The organism is Pseudomonas lurida, from assembly GCF_002563895.1.
GTDB classification, from domain to species: Bacteria; Pseudomonadota; Gammaproteobacteria; order Pseudomonadales; family Pseudomonadaceae; genus Aquipseudomonas; species Aquipseudomonas lurida.
Genome location: NZ_PDJB01000001.1, coordinates 2,369,834 through 2,393,926, shown reverse-complemented (window position 1 = coordinate 2,393,926; position 24,093 = coordinate 2,369,834). Strand labels below are relative to the sequence as shown.

Genomic DNA, 24,093 nt, shown 5'->3' with positions numbered 1-24,093 from the left:
TCGCCGGCTACGCTCAGGGTTCAGCAGGAGGAATTGCCATGTGCGGACGACTGACGCAGTACCGCGGCATTCATGACTTCGTGGCAGCGTTGAGCATGCCCAACGCCCTCGCCGACTCGGCAGGCGATCAAGCCCGCTACAACATTGCACCCTCGACGCAGGTGGCGCTGTTGCATGTGGACAATGAGGTGCTACGCGCCGACCGCGTACGCTGGGGCTGGCGCCCGCACTGGGCCAAGGACCGCGCGCCACCGATCAACGCCCGCGCCGAAAAAGTCGCCCACGGCGCGTTCTTTCGTGCGATCTGGCCGCATCGCGCCATAACGCCGGTGGACAACTGGTTTGAATGGGTGGATGAAGGCGGCCCGATAAAACAGCCCTACCTGATACGTCGAAGAGACGGCGCCCCTGCGCTGTGCGCCGCCATCGGCCAGCTACCCGACGCCGATGAGGGCGCGGGCGAGCACGATGGGTTTGTGATCATCACCGCCGACAGCGCCGGCGGCATGGTCGACATCCACGACCGCCGGCCGGTGGTGCTCAACCCGGCGCTGGCGCGTGAGTGGCTTGACCCGGCGACAAGCAAGGGCCGGGCCGAGCAGATGGTACTGTTGCAGGGTGAACCGTCCGAAATATTCGAATGGTTCAGGGTGGACATTGCGGTGGGCAATACGCGCAACGACGGGCCCGGCTTGATCGAACCCGTCGACAGTCAGGCTCAGCGATAGCGTTCCAACCAATGCGCGTAAGGCGCAGGCAAGGTCCACGACGATTTCTCTACCCCCAGCTCCTTGGCTGCAAAGTACGCCCAATGCGGGTCAGCCAGGTGTGCACGGCCGACCGAAACCAGGTCCAGGTGCCCGGCCTGCAACGCGCCTTCAGCCAGTTGCGGGGTGCCAAAACCCCACGCCGACGTCACCGCAATACCCGCTTCACGACGCACGCGCTCAGCGATCGGGCCCATGAAGGCCGGGCCCCACGGGATATTGGTGTCGGGGATGGTGAAACCGACGCTGACGCTCAGCAGGTCCAGGCCACCGGCCTTGAAACGACGCGCCAGTTCGATGGACTCGGTGAGGGTCTGTTCGTCGCGGCCGTCGTATTCGATCACGCCAAAACGTGCGGTGAGTGGCAGGTTTTCCGGCCAGACCTCACGCACGGCGGCCAGGGTTTCCAGGAGGAAACGGCTGCGGTTGTCGAAGCTGCCGCCGTAGGCGTCGGTGCGCTGGTTGGAGTGTTCGGAGAAGAAGCTCTGGCCCAGGTAACCGTGGGCGAAGTGCAGCTCGATCCACTCGAAACCGGCGTCACGCGCGCGACGGGCAGCGTCGACGAAGTCCTGGCGCACGCGGGCGATGTCGTCCAGGGTCATGGCGCGTGGCACCTGTGGCAGGTTCGCGCCGAAGGCGATGGCCGAGGGTGCGATGGTTTCCCAGCGGCGGGCATCGGAGGCGGCCATATGGTCGTCACCTTCCCATGGGCGATTGGCGCTGGCCTTGCGGCCGGCGTGGCCGATCTGGATACCCGGCACAGAACCTGCGGCCTTGATGGCCTTGACCATTGGCACGAACGCTTCGGCGTGGGCATCGCTCCAAAGACCGGCGCAACCTGGCGTGATACGGCCTTCCGGCGCGACGGCGGTGGCTTCGACCACGAGCAGGCCGGCACCACCACGGGCCATGCTGGCCAGGTGCACAAGGTGCCAATCGTTGACGATGCCGTCATCGGCCATGTACTGGCACATCGGCGGAATGGCAATGCGATTGCGCAAGGTGACGTCTTTGAGTTTGAACGGTTCGAACAAAGCGGTCATTGAGAACTCCAGGATCGAGTGAGTGATTCGATAGTTCGATGGTAATCGAACTATGGTATTCAACGATACCCCCCTGTTATGATTCGATTCATGCGAGCCTTTAAACACCCCCCTCTCGAAGACCTGACGCTCGAGCGCCTGCTCTACGCGCTGAGTGACCCGGTGCGCCTGGAAATCGTGCGTTGCCTGGCCGGCGTGCCCGAGGCCACCTGTGGCGAACTGGACGGCGGGCGGCCCAAATCGAGCATGTCCCATCACTTTCGCGTGTTGCGCGATGCCGGGCTGGTGCACACCCGCAGCGCGGGGACCACTCATCTGAATTCGTTGCGCGCCGAGGTACTTGAAGAACGGTTCCCGGGCTTGCTGCAGAGCATTCTGGCGCAGCACTAGAACCCGGATCAGTCCAACAGCGCGATCAGGTGTGGCTCGATCGATGTCTCCAACACCTCCAATACGGCCAACGTCACCGGCAACTTGAAGCGCCGCCGCCCTGCGCTGCCCGGGTTTACATACAGCGTTGCGCCGCGCCATTCGATCAGGGGCTTGTGCGAATGGCCAGTGATCACCAGCCGCGTTTTTGCCTCCAGCAACGCGGGTACGTCAGCGATGTCATGCACGACCAACGTCTGCCAGCCATTCACATCGATGTTCAGATGATCCAGCACCTGTGCCGCCCATGCCGCGTCCTGGTCATTGTTGCCGCGCACCACCTGCAAGGGCGCAATGCGCGCCAATTGCTCGATGATCTCAGGGCTGCCAATGTCGCCGCCATGGATGATCAGCTCGCATCCTTGCAAGGCCGCGACCGCTTCTGGGCGCAACAGGCCGTGGGTGTCGGAAATCACGCCAACTTTCATGGAGCCTCCCATGATGCCTTGACCTCGGACAGCAGCGGCACAGGCTGGGAAAAATAAGCACTTAATAACGCGAAAGACACCATCAAGCGATTGAACTTCAATGCCGTCTTGTAGAAAAACGGTCTTTTCGAATAGGGTCCCAGCAACATCGAATAATGCGTGCGAATGCACGCCTCGAACTCCGCGTGGCATTCAACAACACGTGCTGAATGATCCAGCGCCAACTTCAACGAACGACCGCACATGAGAAAGAGCCCTGATCAAACAAACTGAATTCACTGATTTCAATTGCAGTACTTCTGCAATCAGGTCTCACAACAACTCACGTCAGAATAATTGCCAGTAATGGCGTTTTGCCGCAGTGCAATTTATCGTGGATAGAGTACGGGACCGCATCGCTACCAAAATTGTTCCGCCCTCTCTTTGGCAACTTGATGGACGACAAACTCCGAGACATTTACTTACATGTCGAAAGCGCCCTCGAAAACCCAGGCCACGCCAGCCTGATCACACAAGGCCGACTTAAACGTTTCAGTCACTGGGCGAACCTTACCCACGTCCAGGCGTCCGAGCTAAGGCACTGTTGCTTACCGCTCGCCGCGAGGTTCTCGTTTGAAAGCCGCCATCATCAAAAAGTACCGCCTGATCATCAAGACCATGGGCTACGTGGGCTGGGCCCTGTTCTGGCTGTTGCTGTGGGACGTCGCCGTCACCGTGGACTTCATGCTGTTCCTCACCGCCAAGATCAATTTGCCGCTGATGCCCCTCACCCTGTTGGGTTCGGCGCTGGTGGTGCTGATCAGTTTTCGCAACAGCAGTGCCTATAACCGTTGGTGGGAAGCCCGCACCCTGTGGGGTGCGATGGTCAACAATTCGCGCAGCTTCGCCCGCCAGGTACTCACCCTGCTGGACGACCCCGACGGCGAAGTGAACCCGGTCAAGGCCACGCTGCTGCGCCGCCACGTGGCGTACGTGAACTGCCTGGCTGCCCACCTCAAGGGCGAGCCGTGCCCAGAAGAAGTGCGTGCGTTCATCCCCAGCGAGGAGTTTGCCCGCAACGGCGCCACTAACAACTTTGCCAACGATATCCTCACCGGCTCGGCGGCGCTGCTGGCCAAGGAATACAAGGCCGGCCACCTCGACAGCATCCGCCTGGCACGACTGGAGTCGACCCTGGTGGACTTGTCCAACGCCCAGGGTGGCATGGAGCGGATCGCCAACACCCCGCTGCCCTACCCCTACGTGTATTTCCCGCGCCTGTTTATCTCGCTGTTCTGCCTGATCGTGCCAGTGGGCCTGGTGGAATCCCTGGGTTGGTTTACCCCGCTGGCCTCGACAGTGGTGGGTTTCATGCTGCTGGCCATCGAACGCATTGGCACCGACCTGCAGAGCCCGTTCAACTCCAGCGAACACCAGATCCAGATGGAAACCATCTGCGAAACCATCGAGAAAAACCTGCAGTCGATGCAGCGTGATGCGCTGGGTGGCGAGCGCATCAGTTAAACCCTCCCTTCGGCCTCAAGTGCGTGCCCTCCCAGTCGATATACCGGGGGTACGCATGGGCCACACCTCCCTCATAACAACACATGCGACGCTCGACGCTACTGTTTTCTCCTTGCCAAAATTATAAATACCCGCGGGTGAAGTCATGAATATCAAGCAAAAGCTGACCTGGGCATTTGCGGCCATCGCATGCGTGCCGGTTATCCTGGTGGCCGTGCTGGTCGTGTTGAATCTGCGCGAGGGGGCCCTGGCCAATTTCCTCGACAGCAGTGGCCGTGAGATTCGCCAGATCGACAATGGCATGAAGCAGTTCTTCGACGGCATCAGCCAGAACGTGGACTACGTGGCCAAGGACCCGCGCGTTGTCGCGGCCAAGGACCTCAAGAGCTACGCCGGCGCCGATGCCGCACAAATCCCCCTCACCCCGACCAACACAGCGCTGCTGGAGATTTTCGACCAGTTTGCCAAGAGCCATCCGAGCACCGCCTACCTGTCCCTGGGCTTGAAGGACGGCGGCTACGCCAGTTGGCCCGACGACACCAAGCTCAACAACTACGACCCGCGCGTACGCCCCTGGTACCAGGCGGCCATCGCCGCACCGGGTAAAACCGTGCGCACGGGTGCCTACTATTGGGCGCCGGACGATGTGACGCTGATCGGCACCGTGCACACCGTCGCCGACGCTACCGGCAATATCCTCGGTGTGGTCGGCCTGGACGTGTCGCTCAAGCAGCTCACCGAACTGGTGCGCAACATCAAACTGGGTGACAGCGGCTACCTGATGCTGGTGGAAGCCAACGGCAACGTGCTGGTGGACCCCAGCGACGCCAAGCACAACTTCAAGCCCCTGGCCGACCTGGGCCCCCACTACGCCGAGCTGGCCAAGCGCGGCGACGGTGTGAGCCAGATCGACATTGATGGCGTGCCCTACATGGCCAACGTGGTCAGCTCCAAGGACCTGGGCTGGCGCTTTATCGGCCTGATCAAGCGCGATGAAGTGATGGCCGGCGCCACCCGCCTGACCTGGTTGATCGCCGCCATTGCCGCGGTACTGGCCCTGGTGTTCGCGATTGTCGGCGCCAGTTTTGCCAGCGTCATCGTGCGCCCGATTCGCGGCGTGGCCGACGGCCTGCAAGAGATCGCCGAAGGTGAAGGCGACCTGACGCGCCAGCTCAAGGTGCAAGGCAAGGATGAAACCGCCAGCCTGGCCGGTTGGTTCAACCAGTTCCTGAGCATGATCGCGCAGTTGGTGCAGCGCATCGGCAGTGCGTCGTCCGACCTGCAGACCGCCGCCGCCGACACCAGCGAAGTCGCCCACAACATGAACCAGGCCGCCGGCCGCCAGCGCGAAGCCGTGGAACTGGTGAGCACCGCGTTCAACGAAATGGTAGCCACCGCCAACGAAGTGGCGCGTTCCTGCAGCGCCGCCGCCACCAGTGCCGACGAAGGCTACCGCGACGTGCACGACGGCCAGCAGCACATCGGCGAAGCCACCGGCAGCGTGCTCAAGCTCAGCGAAGACCTGCAGCGCTCCACCCAGACCATGCAGCAGCTGGAGCAGGACAGCAAAAACATCAACACCATTCTCGACACCATTCGCTCGATTGCCGAGCAGACCAACCTGCTGGCACTCAACGCGGCGATCGAGGCCGCACGCGCCGGCGACCAGGGCCGCGGCTTTGCGGTGGTCGCCGACGAAGTCCGCGCCCTCGCCCGCCGTACCGCTGACTCCACCGGCGAGATCGACAGCCTGCTCGGCAACCTCGCCCGCCGCACCCAGGAAGTCACGCAGCAGATGCAAGGCAGCCTGCTGGTGTCCCACACCAGCGTGGAACGTATCCAGCAAGCCCGCGACAGCTTCGACAAGATCCGCGGCTCGGTGGACTCGATCCGCGACCAGAACACCCAGATCGCTACGGCCGCCGAGGAACAGCACCAGGTGGCTGAAGAGATCAACCGGCACATCGCGCAGATCCATGCCGATGCGCAGCTGGTCGAAGGGTTTGCCCATTCGGCGCAGACCGGGTCAGGTCGGTTGACGGATATTTCAGGTCAGCTCAAGGGGTTGGTGGGTCGCTTCAAGTTCTGATAGGTCGGCAAGCCTGGTCCCATTCAGCGCATCGCTGTGGCAAGCGGGCTTATTGCAGAAAGCGGGGCAAGCCCGCTCGCTGCAACAAGCCCGATCACCCCACGTTGCCCCCGCCGATTACCTCGCACGCTGAGCGACATTTAGCCACACGCCATCATCGCAGCACCTGTAATAGTCTATTGCAGGACTATAATGTACTAACCAGTTACTTATCTTGCTAAAATCGCGTCTTTGCCCTCTCACATTCGAGTCCTTTCGACATGAAACGAGCATCGCGCGCCGCTGGCGCCTCTAGATTCTTACTGCTGGGCCTGGGCGTGATCATCGCCCTGCTCGGCCTCGCGCTGGCCATTGGCGGCGTCAAACTGGTCAGCCTGGGAGGTTCCTGGTACTTCCTGATCGGCGGCGCGGTCATGGCGATTGCCGGGCTGTTGATCGCCGCTCGCAAACCGGCCGGGGCCTGGCTGTTCGCGGCGTTCCTGATCGGCACGGCCATCTGGGCGGTCGCGGATGTGGGCCTGGTGTTCTGGCCATTGTTCTCGCGACTGTTCATGTTTGCGGCCATCGGTATGGTGGTGGCGCTGGTCTACCCGTTGCTCGTCAACAAGCCTGCCCGCGGCGCCTATGGCGTTGCCGCCGTGCTGGCAGTGGGCGTGGCGGTAGCAGCAGGCAATATGTTCGTCGCTCACCCAAGCGTCGCACCGACCGGCGCCGGCCCTGGCATCACCCCCGTGGCCGCGGCCGATGCGCAGAAAGACTGGGCGCACTACGGCAACACCGAAGGCGGCAGCCGCTTCGCCGCGCTGGACCAGATCAACCGTGACACGGTCAATAAGCTCAAAGTGGCCTGGACCTACCACACCGGTGATGTCGCCATCAGCGATGGCAACGGTGCAGAAGACCAACTGACCCCCCTGCAGATCGGCAACAAAGTGTTCATCTGCACGCCGCACAACAACCTGATCGGCCTGGACGCCGACACCGGCAAGGAGCTGTGGAAGAACGAAGTCAACGCCAAATCGGCGGTGTGGCAGCGTTGCCGTGGCATGGCTTATTTCGACGCCAGCGCGCCGATCGCCCAGCCGACCCAGCCCAACAGCTCGCCGATCATTGCCGCCAGCGTTCCTGCCGGTGCGCAGTGCCAGCGTCGCTTGCTGACCAACACCATCGATGCACGCCTGATCGCCGTGGATGCTGACACCGGCAAGTTCTGCGAAGACTTTGGCACCCACGGCCAAGTGGACTTGAAGGCCGGCCTGGGTAACGTGCCGGACAGCTACTACCAACTGTCCTCGGCGCCGCTGATGGCCGGCACCACCGTGGTGGTGGGTGGCCGCGTGGCCGACAACGTCCAGACCGACATGCCGGGCGGCGTGATCCGTGGCTTCGACGTCATCACCGGCCAGATGCGCTGGGCCTTCGACCCGGGCAACCCGGAAGACAAGCAAGCCCCGGCAGACGGCAGCACCTATGTGCGCAGCACCCCGAACAGCTGGGCGCCAATGTCCTATGACCCGCTGATGAACACCGTGTTCCTGCCCATGGGCAGCTCGTCCACCGACATCTACGGCGTGGAACGCACCCAGCTCAACCACAAATACGGCGCCTCGGTGCTGGCGCTGGACGCCTCCACCGGCACGGAAAAGTGGGTGTACCAGACCGTCCACAATGACCTGTGGGACTTCGACCTGCCAATGCAGCCAAGCCTGATCGACTTCACGCCGCCAGGCAGCGACAAAGCCGTGCCTGCGGTGGTGATCGGCACCAAGGCCGGGCAGATCTACGTGCTCGACCGCGCGACCGGCAAGCCGCTGACCGACGTTCAGGAAGTACCGGTCAAGGCCGCCAACATCCCTAACGAACCCTACTCGCCCACCCAGCCAAAGTCGGTCGGCATGCCACAGATCGGCGCGCAAACCCTCACCGAGTCGGACATGTGGGGCGCCACGCCGTTTGACCAGTTGCTGTGCCGCATCGACTTCAAGGGCATGCGCTACGACGGCCTGTACACCGCGCCGGGCACGGATAAATCCCTGAGTTTCCCGGGTTCGCTGGGCGGCATGAACTGGGGCAGCCTCTCCACCGACCCGGTGCACGGTTTCATTTTCGTCAACGACATGCGCCTGGGCCTGTGGATCCAGATGGTGCCCTCGCAGAACAAGGCCCAGGCCTCGTCCGGTGGCGAAGCGCTCAACACCGGCATGGGCGCCGTGCCGCTCAAGGGCACGCCGTATGCGGTAAACAAAAACCGCTTCCTGTCGGTGGCCGGCATCCCGTGCCAGGCGCCGCCGTTCGGCACCCTGACCGCGATCGACATGAAGACGCAAAAGGTCGCCTGGCAAGTTCCGGTCGGTACCGTTGAAGACACCGGCCCGCTGGGTATCCGCATGCACCTGCCGATCAAGATCGGCCTGCCGACCCTCGGCGGCACCCTGTCCACCCAGGGCGGCCTGATCTTCATCGCCGGCACCCAGGACTTCTACCTGCGCGCCTTCAACAGCGGCAACGGGGATGAAATCTGGAAAGCCCGCCTGCCCGTCGGCAGCCAAGGCGGCCCGATGACCTACGTGTCGCCGAAAACCGGCAAGCAGTACATCGTCATCACCGCCGGTGGTGCGCGCCAGTCCACCGACCGTGGCGACTACGTGATCGCCTACGCACTGCCATAACCCCCTCCAGGCGCGGTGCACCCTCGCACCGCGCCTTCTGCTTTGGAAGAACCCGCATGACCCCCTCTTCTCATCTTTCCCTTGGGCGCCTGCTGCTCGGCCTGGCCCTGGGTGCCGCCCTGCCTGTGCAAGCGGATGACACCACCTTGACCGGCGACTGGGGCGGCCTGCGCCGTGAACTCGACGAGCAAGGCGTGCGCTTCACCGGCGACTACAGCGGCGAAACCGCCTACAACGCCCACGGCGGCCAGCATCGTTCGGCGCGCTACTCGCAGAACGTCAAGCTCGGCGTGCAGTTCGACCTGGGCAAACTCTACGGCTTCAACAACGGTGACCGCATCCAGCTCACCCTCAACGACCGTCGCGGCAACAGCGCCTCCGAAGACCTGGTGGGCAACCGCCTGCCGATCCAGGAAAACTACGGCGGCCTCTACACGCGCCTCACCGAGCTGAGCTACGAGCGCACGCTCATCACCCCGGCGCTGAACCTAAAGCTCGGCTACATGGCCATGGGCAATGACCTCGGCGGCCTGGACAGCGGCATCCTGTGCAACTTCATGAATGCCGGTTTCTGCGGCCACCCGCTGAACATGTCCGGCGGCAGCGGCTGGACCAACTACCCCAACGCACGCCTGGGCGCACGGGTGAAATACGACTTCGCGCCGTCCTGGCAACTGCGCGTCGCCGCGTTCAACGTCGACCCGGACAGCAACGGCGACTCCAGCCGCGCCTGGCATTTGAGCCCCAAGCACACCACCGGCACCGTCGTGCCCATCGAACTGGTGTACAAACACGCAGGCCCACTGCCGGGTGAATACAAACTGGGCTATTACTACGACAGCTCCGACGTCAAACGCATTGGCAGCAACAAGGAGGTCAGCGGTCGCGGCGGTCACTACCTGCTGGTCGACCAGGCGGTGTGGGCGTCCGACTCATCCGCCGGCCGCGTGCTGCATGCCTTCGGCCAATACTCGGCTGCCAGCGAAGCGGCCTCGCCGTTCAGCAAGTGGTACGGCGCGGGCGTGGTGCTCTACAAGCCGTTCGAGGGCCGGCCACGCGACACCCTGGCCTTGGGGTATGGGCGTGCCGTACCCAACCCCCGCAGCCGCGATGTACAGGAACTGGCCGCCTTCAACGCCGGGACCGATTATCCCAACCTGAACAATGCCGAACAGTTGATCGAACTCAGCTATGGCTACCAGGCCACGCCATGGCTGAACCTGCGCCCGGATGTGCAATACATCATCGAGCCGGGCGCGTTCTCCGGTGCGGACATCGACAACGCCCTGGTGGTGGGCCTGCAGGTCAAGGCAGTGTTCTAAGCGCCGAGCGCGGTCAAATCCTGTGGGAGCGGGCTTGCCCGCGATGGCGGTGTATCAGTACATGATGTCCTGACTGACACGCCTTATATCGCGGGCAAGCCCGCTCCCCCATTTTATCTCTCGCATACTGTTTGAATACGCTGCCCTAGACCGCGCCCTGCTGATACTCCCGTGGCGTACAACCGAACTCACGGCGAAACACCGTGTGCAAGTACTGCGCGGAGGTGAAGCCGCAGCGCGATGCGATGTCGGCGATGGCCAGGTTGTGGTCAGCCAGGCCCTTGGCGGCAGCTGCGAGTTTGAAGCGCAGGATCTCGTCATGCACGCTGCACCCACGCACCTTGCGAAAGTGCGCCTCCAGGGAGGAACGCGACACGCCGACATAAGCCGCCACCTGGGCGGTCTTGATGCCCTGGCAGGCGTATTGGCGGATGAACAACAGGGCTTGCATCACATACGGATTGCCCAGGGGTTGATGCAAGCTGGAGGCCTGCACGTTGATCGCATCCGGCGGTACCAGGATCTGCGTTCCGGCACAGGGTTTGCCGTGCAGCATCTGGTGCAGCAGCGCCGCGGCGGTGCGGCCCATGGTTTCGGTGCCCTGGATCACTGAACTCAGGGGCACCCGCGTGAGGGTGCGGGTCAGCGGGTCATTGTCGATGCCGATCAACGCTACCTGCTCCGGCACGGCGATGCCGGCGGTGAGGCAGGCTTGCAGCAACTGCCGTGCGCGGGCATCGGTGACGGCGATGATGCCGATAGGCTTGGGCAAGCTGTGCAGCCAGGCGATCTGCTGTTCCACCGCGCTGTCCCACAGCGGCGCGCTGGTGCCCAGGCCGCGATACACCTCGACGTGCAGGCCATCGCGTTGCAGCAGGCGGCGAAAAGCCTTTTCGCGCTCCTGGGCCCAGCGATTGGCCTGGGCTTCGGGCAGGCTGAAGCAGGCGAAGCGCGTCAGGCCGGCTTCGATCAAGTGTTCATACGCCAGCTTCATCAGCGCATGGTTATCGGTCGCCACATAGGGAATGCCCTTGGGGTAGGCGCGCGCATCCGCATAGGAACCTCCCACCGCCACCACCGGCACCTTGCTCGCGGCCAGCGCCTCGCCGATCAGCGGGTCGTCGAAGTCGGCAATGATGCCGTCGCCCTGCCAGCGCTCGATGCCTTTGAGACGGCACAAGAAGTCCTCTTCGAGGAACAAATCCCAGGACGCACGGGTGCTGCTCAGGTAATTGCCGATGCCGGCGATGATGCCGCGGTCGTAGATTTTGCTGCCGTTGAAGAGCAAGGCAATGCGGTGCACGGGCGGTAGGGTTTTCATTGTTTTTATCCTGGGGCCGGTCGCCACAGACTAGACCCTGCCACTCAAAATCGCACCATCCCTTGGTGATTTTCATAATCGGCAGTGCCAATGCCGTTGCTAGTATCGAGACACCGCCAAGAACAATAAGGAAAACGCCATGCCGTACTTCCCCGGTGTCGAGCAGGTTCGCTTTGAAGGCCCCGATAGCGATGCCCCCCTCGCCTTTCGCCACTACGACGCCAACAAACTCATCCTCGGCAAACCCATGCGCGAGCACCTGCGCATGGCGGCCTGCTATTGGCACACCTTCGTGTGGCCGGGGGCGGATATGTTTGGCGTCGGCACCTTCAAGCGACCGTGGCAGCGCAGCGGCGATCCGATGGAACTGGCGATCGGCAAGGCCGATGCCGCCTTCGAGTTTTTCTCCAAGCTGGGCATCGACTACTACAGCTTTCACGACACGGACGTCGCTCCCGAAGGCAGCTCGCTCAAGGAGTACCGTCACCACTTCGCACAGATGGTCGACCACCTCGAACGCCATCAGGAACAGACCGGGATCAAGCTGCTGTGGGGCACCGCCAACTGTTTCAGCAACCCGCGCTTTGCCGCCGGTGCCGCCAGTAACCCGGACCCGCAAGTGTTCGCCTACGCCGCTGCGCAGGTGTTCAGCGCCATGAACGCGACCCTGCGGCTCAAGGGCGCCAACTATGTGCTGTGGGGCGGTCGTGAAGGCTACGAAACCCTGCTCAACACCGACCTCAAGCGCGAGCGCGAACAGCTTGGGCGCTTTATGCGCATGGTGGTGGAGCACAAGCACAAGATCGGTTTCAAGGGCGACCTGCTGATCGAACCCAAGCCCCAGGAGCCGACCAAGCACCAGTACGATTACGACAGCGCCACCGTGTTCGGTTTCCTGCATGAGTACGGGCTGGAGCATGAGATCAAGGTGAACATCGAGGCCAACCACGCGACCCTGGCCGGGCACAGTTTTCATCATGAGATCGCCACGGCGGTGTCCCTGGGGATCTTCGGCAGCATCGACGCCAACCGCGGCGACCCACAGAACGGCTGGGACACGGACCAGTTCCCCAACAGCGTCGAGGAAATGACCCTGGCCACGTATGAAATCCTCAAGGCCGGGGGCTTCAAGAACGGTGGCTACAACTTCGATTCCAAGGTGCGGCGCCAGAGCCTCGATGATGTGGACCTGTTCCACGGGCATGTCGCTGCCATGGATGTGCTGGCCCTGGCATTGGAACGCGCGGCGGCGATGGTGCAGAACGATCGGTTGCAGCAGTTCAAGGACCAGCGCTATGCCGGCTGGCAGCAGCCGCTGGGCCAGGCGGTGCTGGCGGGTGAATTCAGCCTGGAATCGCTGGCCGAGCACGCGTTTGCCCATGAGCTGAACCCGCAGGCGGTGAGTGGACGGCAGGAGATGCTCGAAGGCGTCGTCAACCGCTTCATCTACACCTGACTTCAGGCGCCGGCTTGCCGGCGATTGCGGCGGAGCAGCCTCCGCCCATGCCAGCTGAAACACCGTTATCGCCGGCAAGCCGGCTCCTGCACAGGCAAGCGTCGCTGGTGACATTCGCGCGACAAATCTATGCGCCAAGCGGCGAAGGACGCTCTACAGTTCTACCCGCATCACGCTGTGTCTTTCCAACAACAATAAAAGGACGCACCACCATGAAGTCATTCAAACGTACCCTGCTCGCCACTGCCCTGGCCCTGCTCGCCCTGCCGGTGATGGCCGATTCGGCTCATCCGAAGATTGGTTTTTCCATCGACGACCTGCGCCTGGAGCGTTGGTCCCGTGACCGCGATTACTTTGTGGCGGCAGCGGAAAAACTCGATGCCAAGGTCTTCGTGCAATCGGCCGATGCCAACGAGCAGAAGCAGATTTCCCAGATCGAGAACCTGATCTCCCGTGGCGTCGACGTGATCGTCATCGTGCCGTTCAACGCCACGGTGCTCACCAACGCTGTCGCCGAAGCCAAGAAGGCCGGGATCAAGGTGGTGTCCTATGACCGCCTGATCCTCAACGCCGATATCGATGCGTACATCTCCTTCGATAACGAAAAAGTCGGCGAGATGCAGGCCAGCGGCGTGCTGCAAGCGGCGCCCAAGGGCAACTATTTCCTGCTCGGCGGCGCGCCCACCGACAACAACGCCAAGGTGCTGCGCGAAGGCCAGATGAAAGTACTGCAGCCGGCCATCGACAAGGGCGATATCAAGATTGTCGGCCAGCAGTGGGTGAAGGAATGGAACCCCACCGAAGCCCTGAGCATCGTCGAAAACGCCCTGACCCGGAACGACAACAAGATCGACGCCATCGTTGCCTCCAACGACGCCACCGCCGGCGGTGCGATCCAGGCCCTGGCCGCGCAGAAGCTGGCGGGCAAGGTGCCGATCTCCGGCCAGGACGCCGACCTCGCGGCCATCAAGCGCGTGATCGACGGCACTCAGACCATGACGGTATACAAGCCGCTCAAGCTGATCGCCACCGAGGCCGCCAAGCTCTCGGTGCAACTGGCGCGCAATGAAAAACCCACCTACAGCTCGCAATACGACAACGGCAGCAAGAAGGTCGACACCATCCTGCTCACCCCGACACCGTTGACCAAGGCCAATGTCGACCTGTTGGAGAAAGACGGGTTCTACACCAAAGAGCAGATTGCCGGGCAGTGACCGCCATGTCCGACTACCTGCTGCAAATGAACGGCATCGTCAAAACCTTTGGCGGTGTCAACGCGCTCAACGGCATCGACATCAATGTACGGCCGGGGGAATGTGTCGGCCTGTGCGGTGAGAACGGTGCCGGTAAATCCACGTTGATGAAGGTGCTGTCGGCGGTCTACCCCTACGGCACCTGGGAGGGTGAAATTCTCTGGGACGGGCAGCCACTCAAGGCCCAGTCGATCAGCGAAACCGAAGCGGCCGGCATCGTCATCATCCACCAGGAGCTGACCCTGGTGCCGGACCTGTCAGTGGCCGAAAATATCTTCATGGGCCACGAGCTGACCTTGCCGGGTGGGCGCATGAACTACCCGGCAATGCTCCACCGTGCCGAGGCCTTGATGCGCGAGCTCAAGGTGCCGGACATGAACGTGGCACTGCCGGTGTCGCAATACGGCGGCGGCTACCAGCAACTGGTGGAAATCGCCAAGGCCCTGAACAAGAAGGCACGACTGCTGATTCTCGACGAGCCCTCATCGGCCCTGACCCGCTCGGAAATCGACGTGCTGCTGGACATCATCCGCAGCCTCAAGGCCAAGGGCGTGGCCTGCGTGTACATCTCCCACAAGCTCGATGAAGTGGCGGCAGTGTGCGACACCATCGCAGTGATCCGCGATGGCAAGCACATCGCGACCACCGCCATGGCCGACATGGACATCGCGAAGATCATCACCCAGATGGTCGGCCGCGAGATGAGCAACCTCTACCCCACCGAGCCTCATGAGGTGGGTGAGGTGATTTTCGAGGCGCGCAACGTCACCTGTTATGACGTGGACAACCCCAAGCGCAAGCGCGTGGACGATGTGTCGTTTGTGCTCAAGCGCGGTGAGATCCTGGGCATCGCCGGGCTGGTCGGCGCCGGGCGTACGGAACTGGTGTCGGCGCTGTTCGGCGCCTATCCCGGCCGCTACAGCGGCGAAGTATGGCTGGACGGCCAGGTGATCGACACGCGCACGCCACTCAAATCGATCCGCGCCGGGCTGTGCATGGTGCCCGAGGACCGCAAGCGCCAGGGCATCATTCCCGACCTGGGCGTAGGCCAGAACATCACCCTGGCCGTGCTCGATACCTATGCGCACCTGACCCGTATCGACGCCGAAGCCGAACTGGGCAGCATCGACCAGCAAATCGCGCGCATGCACCTCAAGACTGCCAGCCCGTTCCTGCCGATCACCAGCCTGTCCGGCGGCAACCAGCAAAAAGCCGTGCTGGCGAAAATGCTGATGGCCAAGCCCAAGGTGCTGATCCTCGACGAACCCACGCGCGGGGTCGACGTGGGCGCCAAGTATGAGATCTACAAGCTGATGGGCGCCCTGGCCGCCGAGGGGGTGTCGATCATCATGGTCTCGTCGGAGCTGGCCGAAGTGCTCGGTGTCTCCAACCGTGTGCTGGTGATCGGTGACGGCCAGTTGCGCGGTGACTTCATCAACGAGGGGCTCACCCAGGAACAGGTGCTCGCCGCTGCGCTCAGCCATAACAATAATGATCGGAAGACCGCGTAGATGAATCAGGTCAAACACCTTTTCACCCGCTACAAAATGCTCGCCCTGGTGATCGCCGTGGCGGTGATCTGGCTGTTTTTCAGCTGGCAGACCGAGGGCGGGTTCCTCACCCCGCGTAACCTGTCCAACTTGCTGCGGCAGATGTCGATTACCGGGATACTGGCGTGCGGCATGGTACTGGTGATCATCAGCGGCGAGATCGATTTGTCGGTGGGGTCCTTGCTGGGGTTGCTGGGCGGGCTGGCGGCGATCCTGGATGTGGTCTACCACGTGCCGCTGCTGGCCAACCTGAGCCTGGTCGCCCTGTGCGGCTTGATGATTGGATTGGCCAATGGGTACATGACGGCCTATCTGCGCATCCCTTCATTCATCGTCGGCTTGGGTGGGATGCTGGCGTTTCGCGGGATTCTGCTGGGGATTACCGGCGGCACTACCATTGCGCCGGTATCGCCTTCATTGGTGTATGTCGGCCAAGGGTATTTGCCGCATTCAGTCGGTATCGGCCTCGGCGTTTTGCTGTTCGCCCTGACCCTGTTCCTGACCTGGAAACAACGGCGCAACCGCGCACTGCACGGGCTGGCCGCGCATTCATGGGTGCGTGATGTGTTGCGCGTGGTGGTGATCGGCGCGGTACTGGCCGGGTTCGTCACTACCCTCAACAGCTACGACGGCATCCCCGTGCCGGTGCTGCTGTTGCTGGCGCTGCTCGGCGTATTCAGCTACGTCACCAGCCAGACCGTGTTCGGCCGCCGCGTGTATGCAGTGGGCAGCAACATGGAGGCGACGCGCCTGTCGGGCATCAACGTGCAAGCGGTGAAACTTTGGATCTTCGGCATCATGGGCGTGATGTGTGCCCTCGCCGGCCTGGTCAACACCGCCCGCCTTGCGGCCGGCTCGCCCTCGGCGGGGAACATGGGCGAGTTGGATGCGATCGCGGCGTGCTTTATTGGCGGCACGTCGATGCGCGGCGGTTCGGGCACGGTGTATGGCGCGTTGCTGGGGGCGTTGGTGATTACCAGCCTGGATAACGGCATGTCGATGCTGGATGTGGACAGTTACTGGCAGATGATCGTGAAGGGCAGCATTCTGGTGTTGGCGGTGTGGGTGGACGTGAGCACACGCACCGGGCGGCGCTGAACGTCCGCAAGAGTAGCGAAACACCCATGCAGCCGCTGGATAAGTGGCGTTAGTGGCATTTGCCTGAAGCCCACACACACCAGCGCCTGAATGCGATAAAAATTGTGGGAGCTGGTTTGCTTGCGATGGCGGTGTATCAGTGCCCAACAGGTCGACTGACACGCCCCCTTCGCGGGCAAGCCCGCTCCCACCTTCGATCGCCTACAACCTTGGGTTACTTGGACACCGGCATCGACCGCCTGAAGCCCACACGCACCACCGCCTGAACGCGAAAAAATGTGGGAGCTGGCTTGCCTGCGATGGCGGTGTATCAGTGCCCAACAGGTCGACTGGCACACCCCCTTCGCGGGCAAGCCCGCTCCCACCTTCGATCGCCTACAACCTTGGGTTACTTGGACACCGGCATCGACCGCCTGAAGCCCACAAACGCCAAGGCCTGAACGCGAAAAAATGTGGGAGCTGGCTTGCCTGCGATGGCGGTGTATCAGTGCCCAACAGGTCGACTGACACGCCCCCTTCGCGGGCAAGCCCGCTCCCACATTCGATCGCCTACAACCTTGGGTTACTTGGACACCGGCATCGACCGCCTGAAGCCCACAAACGCCAAGGCCTGAACGCGAAAAAATGTGGGAGCTGGCTTGCCTGCGATGGCGGTGTATCAGTGCCCAACAGGTCGACTGACACCCTCCCATCGCGGGCAAGCCCGCTCCCACCTTCGATCGCCTACAACCTTGGGTTACTTGGACACCGGCATCGCAAACTCGGCGCCTTGCTCGATGCTTTCCGACCAGCGCTGCATGATCGACTTTTGCTTGGTGTAGAAGCGCACGCCTTCAGTGCCGTAGGCGTGCATGTCGCCAAACAGGCTCTTCTTCCAGCCCCCAAACCCGTGCCACGCCATCGGCACCGGGATCGGCACGTTGATCCCAACCATGCCCACTTCGATCCGGCGTGCAAATTCACGGGCGATGTTGCCGTCGCGGGTGAAGCAGCTCACGCCGTTGCCGAACTCATGGTCGTTGACCAATTTTATCGCTTCGGCGAAGTCGGTCACGCGCACGCAGGCCAGCACCGGGCCGAAGATTTCTTCGCGGTAGATGCTCATCTCTTTGGTCACGTGGTCGAATAACGTCGCGCCCAGCCAGAAGCCGTTTTCCAGGCCCGGTTCGGTGGGCACGTAATCACGTCCGTCGAGCAGCAATTGCGCGCCGGCTTGCACGCCTTGTTCGATGTAGCCGCTGATGCGCTCCAGCGCCGCACGGGACACGATCGGGCCCATCTCGGCCTTGAGGTCGCGGCCGTCGGTGATGCGCAGTTGCTGGGCGCGTTCGGTCAGGGCGGCGATGACTTTGTCACCTACATCGCCCACCAGCACCGCCACGGAGATGGCCATGCAACGTTCGCCGGCACTGCCGTAGGCAGCGCCCATCAGGGCGTCGACGGTTTTTTCGATATCCGCGTCGGGCATCACCACCATGTGGTTCTTCGCGCCGCCCAGGCCTTGCACGCGCTTGCCGTGACGGGCGCCGGTTTCGTAGATGTACTGGGCAATCGGTGTGGACCCGACGAAGCTCACCGCCTTGACGTCGGGGTGCTCGATTAATGCATCCACCGATTCCTTGTCGCCCTGCACCACGTTGAACACGCCTTTGGGCAAGCCGGCTTCACGCAGCAGTTCGGCCATGAACAGCGAGGCGCTTGGGTCGGTCGGGCTTGGCTTGAGGATGAAGGTGTTGCCAGCCGCGATGGCGATCGGGTACATCCACATGGGCACCATCACCGGGAAGTTGAACGGTGTAACGCCGGCTACCACGCCCAGCGGCTGGCGCATTGTCCAGTTGTCCATGCCACGGGAGACCTGGTCGGAGTGCTCGCCCTTGAGTAGGTTCGGGATGCCGCAAGCGAATTCGAGGATGTCGATGCCGCGGTCGACTTCGCCCTGGGCATCGGTGAAGACCTTGCCATGTTCAGCCACGATGATGCGCGCCAAGTCGTCCTTGCGCTCACGCAGCAGGTGCAGGTATTCGAACAGCACGCGGGCACGGCGGATTGGCGGGGTGTCGGCCCAACCGGCGAAGGCGGCCTGGGCAGCGGCGACGGCTTCGGCGACGGTCTGGCGGCTGGCCAAGGCCACGCGGCCGGTTTTTTCGCCGGTGGCCGGGTTGTAGACGTCCTGATAGCGGTCATCACGGGACACGCGCTGGTCGTTGATGTAGTGCTCGATCGTTGTTGTCATGGCAGTGAATCCCAAGTGCTTAACGTTGGATCACACGATAGGCTTTCGATTTGTTCCGAACCAGAGCAGAATCCTGAACTTATTGTCCATACTTGCGAACAATACACCCATGGAAAAGACTGAGATCGAGGCGCTCTGGACCCACATCCATTGGCTGTCGGTGTTGGAGGAACAAGGCACCTACACCGCCGCCGCCGCCCGCCTGGGCGTGAGCAAATCGGCCGTGAGCCAGCGCATTTCCGACCTGGAAAAGGCCACCGGTGCACGGCTGGTGACGCGCACCACACGCAGCGTAAGGCTCACCGATGCGGGACTGTCGCTCACCCGTGATGTGCGCAGCGCCTACGAGCAGATCGCCCGCAGCTTCTCGTCCGTGCGCGACTCGGCCGGGGAAATTCGTGGGCTGGTGCGCCTCACCGCACCGGTAGCATTTGCCCGTCAGCAACTGGTGCCGCACTTGTCCGAGTTCCTGCAGCAATACCCGCAAGTGCGTGTCCAACTGGATGTGTCGGACACCCTGAGCTCACTGGCCGCCGAAGGCTACGACCTGGCCGTGCGCCACGGTTTCCAGGTGCCGGAAACCCATGTGGCGTGGAAGCTGTGCGACACCGGCTCGGTGCTGGTTGCCACCCGCGATTACTTGCAACGCCACGGCGAACCACGCGAACCCGGCGACCTGACCGCGCATAACTGCCTGTTCTACCCTCGCGGTACCGACCAGCCCGCGTGGACCTTCGAGCGCGGCACCAAAAACATCGAGCGACTCACCGTACCCATCGCTGGCAGCTTCGCCACCAATAACAGCGAGGCCTTGCGCGACTCGGCGCTCAACCACCTGGGCATTGCCCTGCTCCCGGACTTCAGCGCCCACGCCGCCCTGGCCGGTGGCACGCTGGTGCAGGTGCTCAAGGGCTGGACGCTCAAGGGCGCGTTTGCCGATGAGATCTACCTGATCCGGCCTTACTCGCCCCATGTGCCGAAGTCGGTGACTGCATTGGTGGGTTTTTTGAAGGAGAAATTGTCGGGAGGATTTCACTTCATGGAGTGAGGTTTATCACTTGCTCGACGGAATTAAATGTCCATAATGGACAAATTAGTTTATTCGTGGAGTCCCCCATGCCCAGCACGCCTCATGTGATCTCTCAGGACCAGGCCCGCGAATTGCTCGCCCAGATCGATGTGCCGCACATCCTGCGCAAGCTGTTCCTTGATCTGGCGGCTGGGCAAGCCGTGCAGCCGGCACAGCAGTGGGTAGCATTCCCGCACGCCGCCGGCGACTTCATCAACTACCTGGGTGTGCTGGCCGAGGATGGGGTGTATGGAGTCAAGACGTCGCCCTATATCGTGCGCGAGCAAGGCCCGCTGGTGACAGCATGGACCTTGCTGATGTCGATGAAGACCGGCCAGCCACTGCTGTTGTGCGATGCCGCCGAGCTGACCACCGCACGCACTGCCGCCACCACGGCCCTGGCAGTGGATGCGTTGGCGCCGTTATCCGCGCGGCGCTTGACGATTATTGGCAGTGGCAAGGTGGCACAGGCGCACCTGTACTACGCCAGACAACTGCGGGACTGGCAGCGCATCAGCGTGTTCTCGCCAAGCCTGGCCAGCGCCTCTGCCTCGGCCATCGCACACCTCAAGCACCTGGATCCGCGCGTGGTCATCACCCCCAGTGGCGAGGCGGCCGTGGAAGACGCCGACGTGATCTTGCTGTGCACCTCGTCGGCCGGGCCAGTGATCGACCCGGCACGCTTGAGCAAACCGGCGCTGATCACATCGATCAGCACCAATGCCCCGCGAGCCCATGAAGTACCGCCGCAATGCCTCAACGCAATGCAGGTATTCTGCGACTATCGCCACACCACCCCGGGCTCGGCGGGTGAAATGCTGATCGCCGCCGAGCAACACGGTTGGGACCCGCGCACCATCGTGGGCGACCTGCCCGAACTGCTCAGCGAAAAGGTGCAGCGTCCGACCTACGACCGCCACGTATTCTTCCGCTCCATCGGCCTGGGCCTGGAAGACATCGCCCTGGCCAATGCCCTCTGGAGACAGTTATGAGCCACGCAGACTTCATCATCATCGGCGGCGGCATTGCCGGCGCGTCCACGGGTTTCTGGTTGTCGCAACACGGCAAGGTGCTGGTGCTGGAGCGCGAAAACCACCCGGCCTACCACTCCACCGGGCGCTCTGCTGCACTGTATACGGCTGCCTACGGAACCGCGCAGGTGCGTGCGCTGACCCTGGCCAGCCGTGCGTTCTTCGACAACCCGCCGCCCGGTTTCTGCGAACACCCATTGCTCACGCCTCGGGGCGAGATGACGGTGGATTTCATTGGCGATGCGACCGAGTTGAACGCCCAATACCTGAGCGCCAAGGCCACCGTGGCGCAGGTCGAACTGCTCAGCGCCGACGAAGCCTGTGCGAGGCTGCCCATCCTGCGCCGCGAAAAAGTCCACGGTGCGCTGTATGACCCTACCGCCAGCGATATTGACACCGATGCCCTGCACCAGGGCTACCTGCGCGGTATCCGCCGCAACGGCGGCGAGGTGCGTACCGACAGCCACGTACTCGGTTTGAGCCGTGACGCCGCCGGCATTTGGCAGGTGCACACCCAGGGCGCCACCTGCACTGCGCCGGTCATCATCAACGCGGCCGGTGCCTGGGCCGACCATATCGGCGGGCTCGCCGGGGCCGCGTCCATCGGCTTGCAACCGAAGCGGCGTTCGGCGTTTATCTTTGCCGGCCCCGAAGGCGTCGACAGCCACCACTGGCCGATGCTGGTGGCGCTGGACGAGTCGTTCTACATGAAGCCCGACGCCGGTATGTTCCTCGGCTCGCCGGCCAACGCCGACCCGGTCGCGCCACAGGACATCCAGCCCGAAGAGCTGGACATCGCCATGGGTATCTACCAGATCGAAGAGGCCACCACCCTGACCATCCGCCGCCCGACGCGCACCTGGGCCGGCCTGCGTAGTTTTGTCCACGACGGTGATCTGCTGTCGGGTTTTGACCCGGTGATACCCGGCCTATTCTGGGTAGCGGCACAAGGCGGCTATGGTATCCAGACGTCACCGGCCATGGGCCAGGCCAGTGCAGCACTGGTGCGTGGCGCGCCGCTGCCGGAGGCATTGACGCGGTTCGGCCTGGACGCTGGTATGCTCTCCCCTGCCCGCCTGGAGCCTCATTGATGAACACCGCTGAACAAGACACGGTCATGCAGAACTTCCGTGCGATGGCCGACGCCATCGCCACCCTGTTCTTCCCCCACGCGGAAGCGGTGCTGCATGACCTGCGCTCGCAAAAAGTCGATTACATCGCCAACAACCTGTCCAAGCGCAGCATCGGCGATGACTCGGCGTTGGAAGACATGCTCAGCGATGACGTCAGCGACGTGAATATCGGCCCTTACGAAAAGCTCAACTGGGACGGTCAGAAAATCCGTAGCCTGAGCACCGTGCTGCACGACCACAAAGGCCGCCGACTGGCGGTGCTGTGCATCAACCTGAATATTTCATTGTTCGAGAATGCCAAGGCGGCACTGGATCTGTTCCTGTCGCCGAGCAAGCTGATCCCGCAACCCGACTCATTGTTTCGCGATGACTGGCAGGAGCGCATCAACACGTTTCTGCATGCGTGGATGCGCGAACGTCAATTGAGCCTCAACCTGCTGAGCCGTGACCATAAGCGTGAGCTGGTGCTGGCGCTGCATGCCGAAGGGGCGTTCAAGGGCAAGAGCGCGTCGAACTATGTGGCCAATGTGCTGGGCATGGGGCGGGCGACGGTCTACAAGCATTTAAAAGAACTGAAGGGCTGAACCCTCACGCCTGTACAACACTGCAGGCACATGTGGGAGCGGGCTTGCCCGCGAAAGCGCTGGTTCAGCCAACCTCAATGTTGAATGTCAGCCCGCCTGCGCGAGCAAGCCCGCGCCCACATTTCACCCACGTTTACCTCTCAATCGCCGTAGATGTCAGACTTGAAGTACTGCTGCGAAATCTTCTGGTACTCACCACTGGCGCGAATGCCGTCAATGGCCGTATTCAACTCGCTGACCAACCCGGTATTGCCCTTGCGCACTGCAATCCCGGCGCCCTCGCCCACGTATTTGGGGTCCTTGAGTTCCGGGCCGACAAACGCGTAGCCCTTGCCCCGTGGCATCTGCAGGAAGTCATTCAAGGGAATGGTATCGGCGAAGATCGCATCCAGCCGCCCGGCCGCCAGGTCCATGTAGATTTCTTCGTTATTGCTGTAGCGCTTGACGTTGATTCCCTTGGGTTCAAACACCTCGGTGGCGTAGCGATCCGTGGTGGTGGCACGCTGCACACCCACCGTCTTGCCCTTGAGGCTGGCGTACTGGTCATCGACCACCGCACCGTCCTTCATCACCAGGCGCGATGACGTGAAATAGTACTTGTGGGTGAAGTCCACCGACTTCTTGCGGTCTTCGTTGATGGTCATGGACGACAGGGCCAGGTCGATTTTCTTGACCTTGAGGGACGGAATCAGACCATCGAACTCGCCTTCAACCCACACGCACTTGACCTTCATCTGCGCGCACAGCGCATTGCCGATGTCGTAGTCGAACCCGACGATCTTGCCTTCCTGGGTCTTGGACGCGAACGGTGGGTAAGCCGCCTCGATCCCGATGCGCAGGATTTTCTCGGCCGCCACCACATGGCTGGACGCAAGCAGCCCCAAGGCCAGGGCGGTGATGAGGGAGCATTTCTTCATAGTCGTGTACTCGCAAGTTGTTGTTGGTTTGGCAAGCGTGAAGAAAAGGATGAATCGACAATCTTGTACTTATAATTCCATATTGGACTTTTACGTATCGACCGTCAATCACGCCGCCTCGTAAGCCGACACCCATGAGTTTTTTGCACAACGCACCGGTGTTTTTGAGCGTTCTGCTCTGATTTATGCGTGCCT

Annotated in this window: 18 protein-coding genes and 2 pseudogenes; 15 read left to right on the top strand and 5 right to left on the bottom strand. The window is 62.3% G+C overall.

Annotated elements, in window-relative coordinates:
• Positions 1-38 precede the first annotated feature (38 nt).
• Positions 39-728 carry an SOS response-associated peptidase gene (locus ATH90_RS10985; RefSeq protein ID WP_098466243.1) on the top strand — a complete coding sequence of 230 codons (690 nt, stop codon included), beginning with the start codon at positions 39-41 and terminating at the stop codon, positions 726-728.
• On the opposite strand, the gene ATH90_RS10980 is transcribed toward ATH90_RS10985, so the two are convergent.
• Complete coding sequence (locus ATH90_RS10980) at positions 719-1,810, bottom strand: NADH:flavin oxidoreductase/NADH oxidase (protein ID WP_034103829.1); 1,092 nt, start codon at positions 1,808-1,810, stop codon at positions 719-721. The two genes, ATH90_RS10985 and ATH90_RS10980, sit on opposite strands and share 10 nt — an antisense overlap.
• Before the next feature lie 78 nt (positions 1,811-1,888).
• Between ATH90_RS10980 and ATH90_RS10975 the strand changes: the two genes are divergently transcribed.
• Positions 1,889-2,200: an ArsR/SmtB family transcription factor gene (locus tag ATH90_RS10975; RefSeq protein ID WP_034103827.1), complete on the top strand. Its 312-nt coding sequence runs from the start codon at positions 1,889-1,891 to the stop codon at positions 2,198-2,200.
• Positions 2,201-2,208: 8 nt separating this feature from the next.
• Here the strand turns inward: ATH90_RS10975 and ATH90_RS10970 are convergent, their stop codons facing one another.
• The gene (locus tag ATH90_RS10970) at positions 2,209-2,667 is read right to left on the bottom strand and encodes a metallophosphoesterase family protein (RefSeq protein ID WP_098466242.1); all 459 of its coding nucleotides are present in this window, start codon (positions 2,665-2,667) and stop codon (positions 2,209-2,211) included.
• 612 nt (positions 2,668-3,279) lie between these two features.
• Between ATH90_RS10970 and ATH90_RS10960 the strand changes: the two genes are divergently transcribed.
• From ATH90_RS10960 to ATH90_RS10945, 5 genes and pseudogenes are all read left to right on the top strand, one after another.
• Positions 3,280-4,170: a bestrophin family protein gene (locus ATH90_RS10960; protein ID WP_069023038.1), complete on the top strand. Its 891-nt coding sequence runs from the start codon at positions 3,280-3,282 to the stop codon at positions 4,168-4,170.
• A gap of 145 nt (positions 4,171-4,315) precedes the next feature.
• A pseudogene (locus ATH90_RS29915) lies at positions 4,316-5,395 on the top strand (cache domain-containing protein); the annotation flags it as partial.
• Positions 5,396-5,716: 321 nt separating this feature from the next.
• Positions 5,717-6,259 (top strand): annotated as a pseudogene (locus tag ATH90_RS29910) (methyl-accepting chemotaxis protein); the annotation flags it as partial.
• Positions 6,260-6,519: 260 nt separating this feature from the next.
• The gene (locus ATH90_RS10950; RefSeq protein ID WP_098466240.1) at positions 6,520-8,928 is read left to right on the top strand and encodes a glucose/quinate/shikimate family membrane-bound PQQ-dependent dehydrogenase; all 2,409 of its coding nucleotides are present in this window, start codon (positions 6,520-6,522) and stop codon (positions 8,926-8,928) included.
• A 56-nt stretch (positions 8,929-8,984) separates the two neighbouring features.
• Complete coding sequence (locus tag ATH90_RS10945) at positions 8,985-10,250, top strand: carbohydrate porin (protein WP_098466239.1); 1,266 nt, start codon at positions 8,985-8,987, stop codon at positions 10,248-10,250.
• 145 nt (positions 10,251-10,395) lie between these two features.
• Here ATH90_RS10945 and ATH90_RS10940 read toward each other — a convergent pair whose 3' ends face one another.
• A complete protein-coding gene (locus ATH90_RS10940; RefSeq protein ID WP_034103812.1) occupies positions 10,396-11,571 on the bottom strand; it encodes a XylR family transcriptional regulator in 1,176 nt (391 codons plus the stop codon).
• 139 nt (positions 11,572-11,710) lie between these two features.
• On the opposite strand from ATH90_RS10940, the gene xylA reads away from it, so the two are divergent.
• From xylA to ATH90_RS10920, 4 genes are all read left to right on the top strand, one after another.
• The gene (xylA, locus tag ATH90_RS10935; RefSeq protein ID WP_034103810.1) at positions 11,711-13,027 is read left to right on the top strand and encodes a xylose isomerase; all 1,317 of its coding nucleotides are present in this window, start codon (positions 11,711-11,713) and stop codon (positions 13,025-13,027) included.
• A 212-nt stretch (positions 13,028-13,239) separates the two neighbouring features.
• On the top strand, positions 13,240-14,241 hold the full coding sequence (gene xylF / locus ATH90_RS10930; RefSeq protein WP_098466238.1) for a D-xylose ABC transporter substrate-binding protein: 1,002 nt from the start codon (positions 13,240-13,242) through the stop codon (positions 14,239-14,241).
• 5 nt (positions 14,242-14,246) lie between these two features.
• A complete protein-coding gene (gene xylG, locus ATH90_RS10925) occupies positions 14,247-15,791 on the top strand; it encodes a D-xylose ABC transporter ATP-binding protein (protein WP_186762159.1) in 1,545 nt (514 codons plus the stop codon).
• Complete coding sequence (locus ATH90_RS10920) at positions 15,792-16,928, top strand: sugar ABC transporter permease (RefSeq protein WP_034103804.1); 1,137 nt, start codon at positions 15,792-15,794, stop codon at positions 16,926-16,928. It begins immediately after the preceding gene.
• Positions 16,929-17,664: 736 nt separating this feature from the next.
• On the opposite strand, the gene ATH90_RS10915 is transcribed toward ATH90_RS10920, so the two are convergent.
• Positions 17,665-19,164: a CoA-acylating methylmalonate-semialdehyde dehydrogenase gene (locus ATH90_RS10915; protein ID WP_098466236.1), complete on the bottom strand. Its 1,500-nt coding sequence runs from the start codon at positions 19,162-19,164 to the stop codon at positions 17,665-17,667.
• 109 nt (positions 19,165-19,273) lie between these two features.
• Between ATH90_RS10915 and ATH90_RS10910 the strand changes: the two genes are divergently transcribed.
• The 4 genes from ATH90_RS10910 to ATH90_RS10895 all read left to right on the top strand — a co-directional run bounded on the left by ATH90_RS10910 (position 19,274) and on the right by ATH90_RS10895 (position 22,981).
• Positions 19,274-20,212, top strand: a complete 939-nt coding sequence (locus ATH90_RS10910) for a LysR family transcriptional regulator (protein WP_069023028.1) — start codon at positions 19,274-19,276, stop codon at positions 20,210-20,212.
• A gap of 68 nt (positions 20,213-20,280) precedes the next feature.
• Complete coding sequence (locus ATH90_RS10905; protein ID WP_034103798.1) at positions 20,281-21,225, top strand: ornithine cyclodeaminase family protein; 945 nt, start codon at positions 20,281-20,283, stop codon at positions 21,223-21,225.
• Entirely contained in the window at positions 21,222-22,355 is a 1,134-nt protein-coding gene (locus ATH90_RS10900; RefSeq protein ID WP_098466235.1) for an NAD(P)/FAD-dependent oxidoreductase, read from the top strand. Before ATH90_RS10905 ends, ATH90_RS10900 begins: the two co-directional genes overlap by 4 nt.
• Complete coding sequence (locus ATH90_RS10895) at positions 22,355-22,981, top strand: helix-turn-helix transcriptional regulator (protein ID WP_069023021.1); 627 nt, start codon at positions 22,355-22,357, stop codon at positions 22,979-22,981. The genes ATH90_RS10900 and ATH90_RS10895 overlap by 1 nt, the downstream gene beginning before the upstream one ends.
• A gap of 140 nt (positions 22,982-23,121) precedes the next feature.
• Here ATH90_RS10895 and ATH90_RS10890 read toward each other — a convergent pair whose 3' ends face one another.
• Complete coding sequence (locus ATH90_RS10890; RefSeq protein ID WP_098466234.1) at positions 23,122-23,898, bottom strand: ABC transporter substrate-binding protein; 777 nt, start codon at positions 23,896-23,898, stop codon at positions 23,122-23,124.
• Positions 23,899-24,093 lie beyond the last annotated feature (195 nt).

Bases quoted from the DNA above. Each gene is read 5' to 3' on its own strand.
- ATH90_RS10905 (WP_034103798.1), top strand. From the start codon at position 20,281: ATGCCCAGCACGCCTCATGTGATCTCTCAGGACCAGGCCCGCGAATTG.
- ATH90_RS10910 (WP_069023028.1), top strand. From the start codon at position 19,274: ATGGAAAAGACTGAGATCGAGGCGCTCTGGACCCACATCCATTGGCTG.
- ATH90_RS10945 (WP_098466239.1), top strand. From the start codon at position 8,985: ATGACCCCCTCTTCTCATCTTTCCCTTGGGCGCCTGCTGCTCGGCCTG.
- ATH90_RS10940 (WP_034103812.1), bottom strand. From the start codon at position 11,571: ATGAAAACCCTACCGCCCGTGCACCGCATTGCCTTGCTCTTCAACGGC.
- ATH90_RS10890 (WP_098466234.1), bottom strand. From the start codon at position 23,898: ATGAAGAAATGCTCCCTCATCACCGCCCTGGCCTTGGGGCTGCTTGCG.
- ATH90_RS10975 (WP_034103827.1), top strand. From the start codon at position 1,889: ATGATTCGATTCATGCGAGCCTTTAAACACCCCCCTCTCGAAGACCTG.
- ATH90_RS10970 (WP_098466242.1), bottom strand. From the start codon at position 2,667: ATGAAAGTTGGCGTGATTTCCGACACCCACGGCCTGTTGCGCCCAGAA.
- ATH90_RS10900 (WP_098466235.1), top strand. From the start codon at position 21,222: ATGAGCCACGCAGACTTCATCATCATCGGCGGCGGCATTGCCGGCGCG.
- ATH90_RS10985 (WP_098466243.1), top strand. From the start codon at position 39: ATGTGCGGACGACTGACGCAGTACCGCGGCATTCATGACTTCGTGGCA.
- ATH90_RS10915 (WP_098466236.1), bottom strand. From the start codon at position 19,164: ATGACAACAACGATCGAGCACTACATCAACGACCAGCGCGTGTCCCGT.
- ATH90_RS10895 (WP_069023021.1), top strand. From the start codon at position 22,355: ATGAACACCGCTGAACAAGACACGGTCATGCAGAACTTCCGTGCGATG.
- xylF (WP_098466238.1), top strand. From the start codon at position 13,240: ATGAAGTCATTCAAACGTACCCTGCTCGCCACTGCCCTGGCCCTGCTC.
- ATH90_RS10980 (WP_034103829.1), bottom strand. From the start codon at position 1,810: ATGACCGCTTTGTTCGAACCGTTCAAACTCAAAGACGTCACCTTGCGC.
- xylA (WP_034103810.1), top strand. From the start codon at position 11,711: ATGCCGTACTTCCCCGGTGTCGAGCAGGTTCGCTTTGAAGGCCCCGAT.
- ATH90_RS10920 (WP_034103804.1), top strand. From the start codon at position 15,792: ATGAATCAGGTCAAACACCTTTTCACCCGCTACAAAATGCTCGCCCTG.
- xylG (WP_186762159.1), top strand. From the start codon at position 14,247: ATGTCCGACTACCTGCTGCAAATGAACGGCATCGTCAAAACCTTTGGC.
- ATH90_RS10950 (WP_098466240.1), top strand. From the start codon at position 6,520: ATGAAACGAGCATCGCGCGCCGCTGGCGCCTCTAGATTCTTACTGCTG.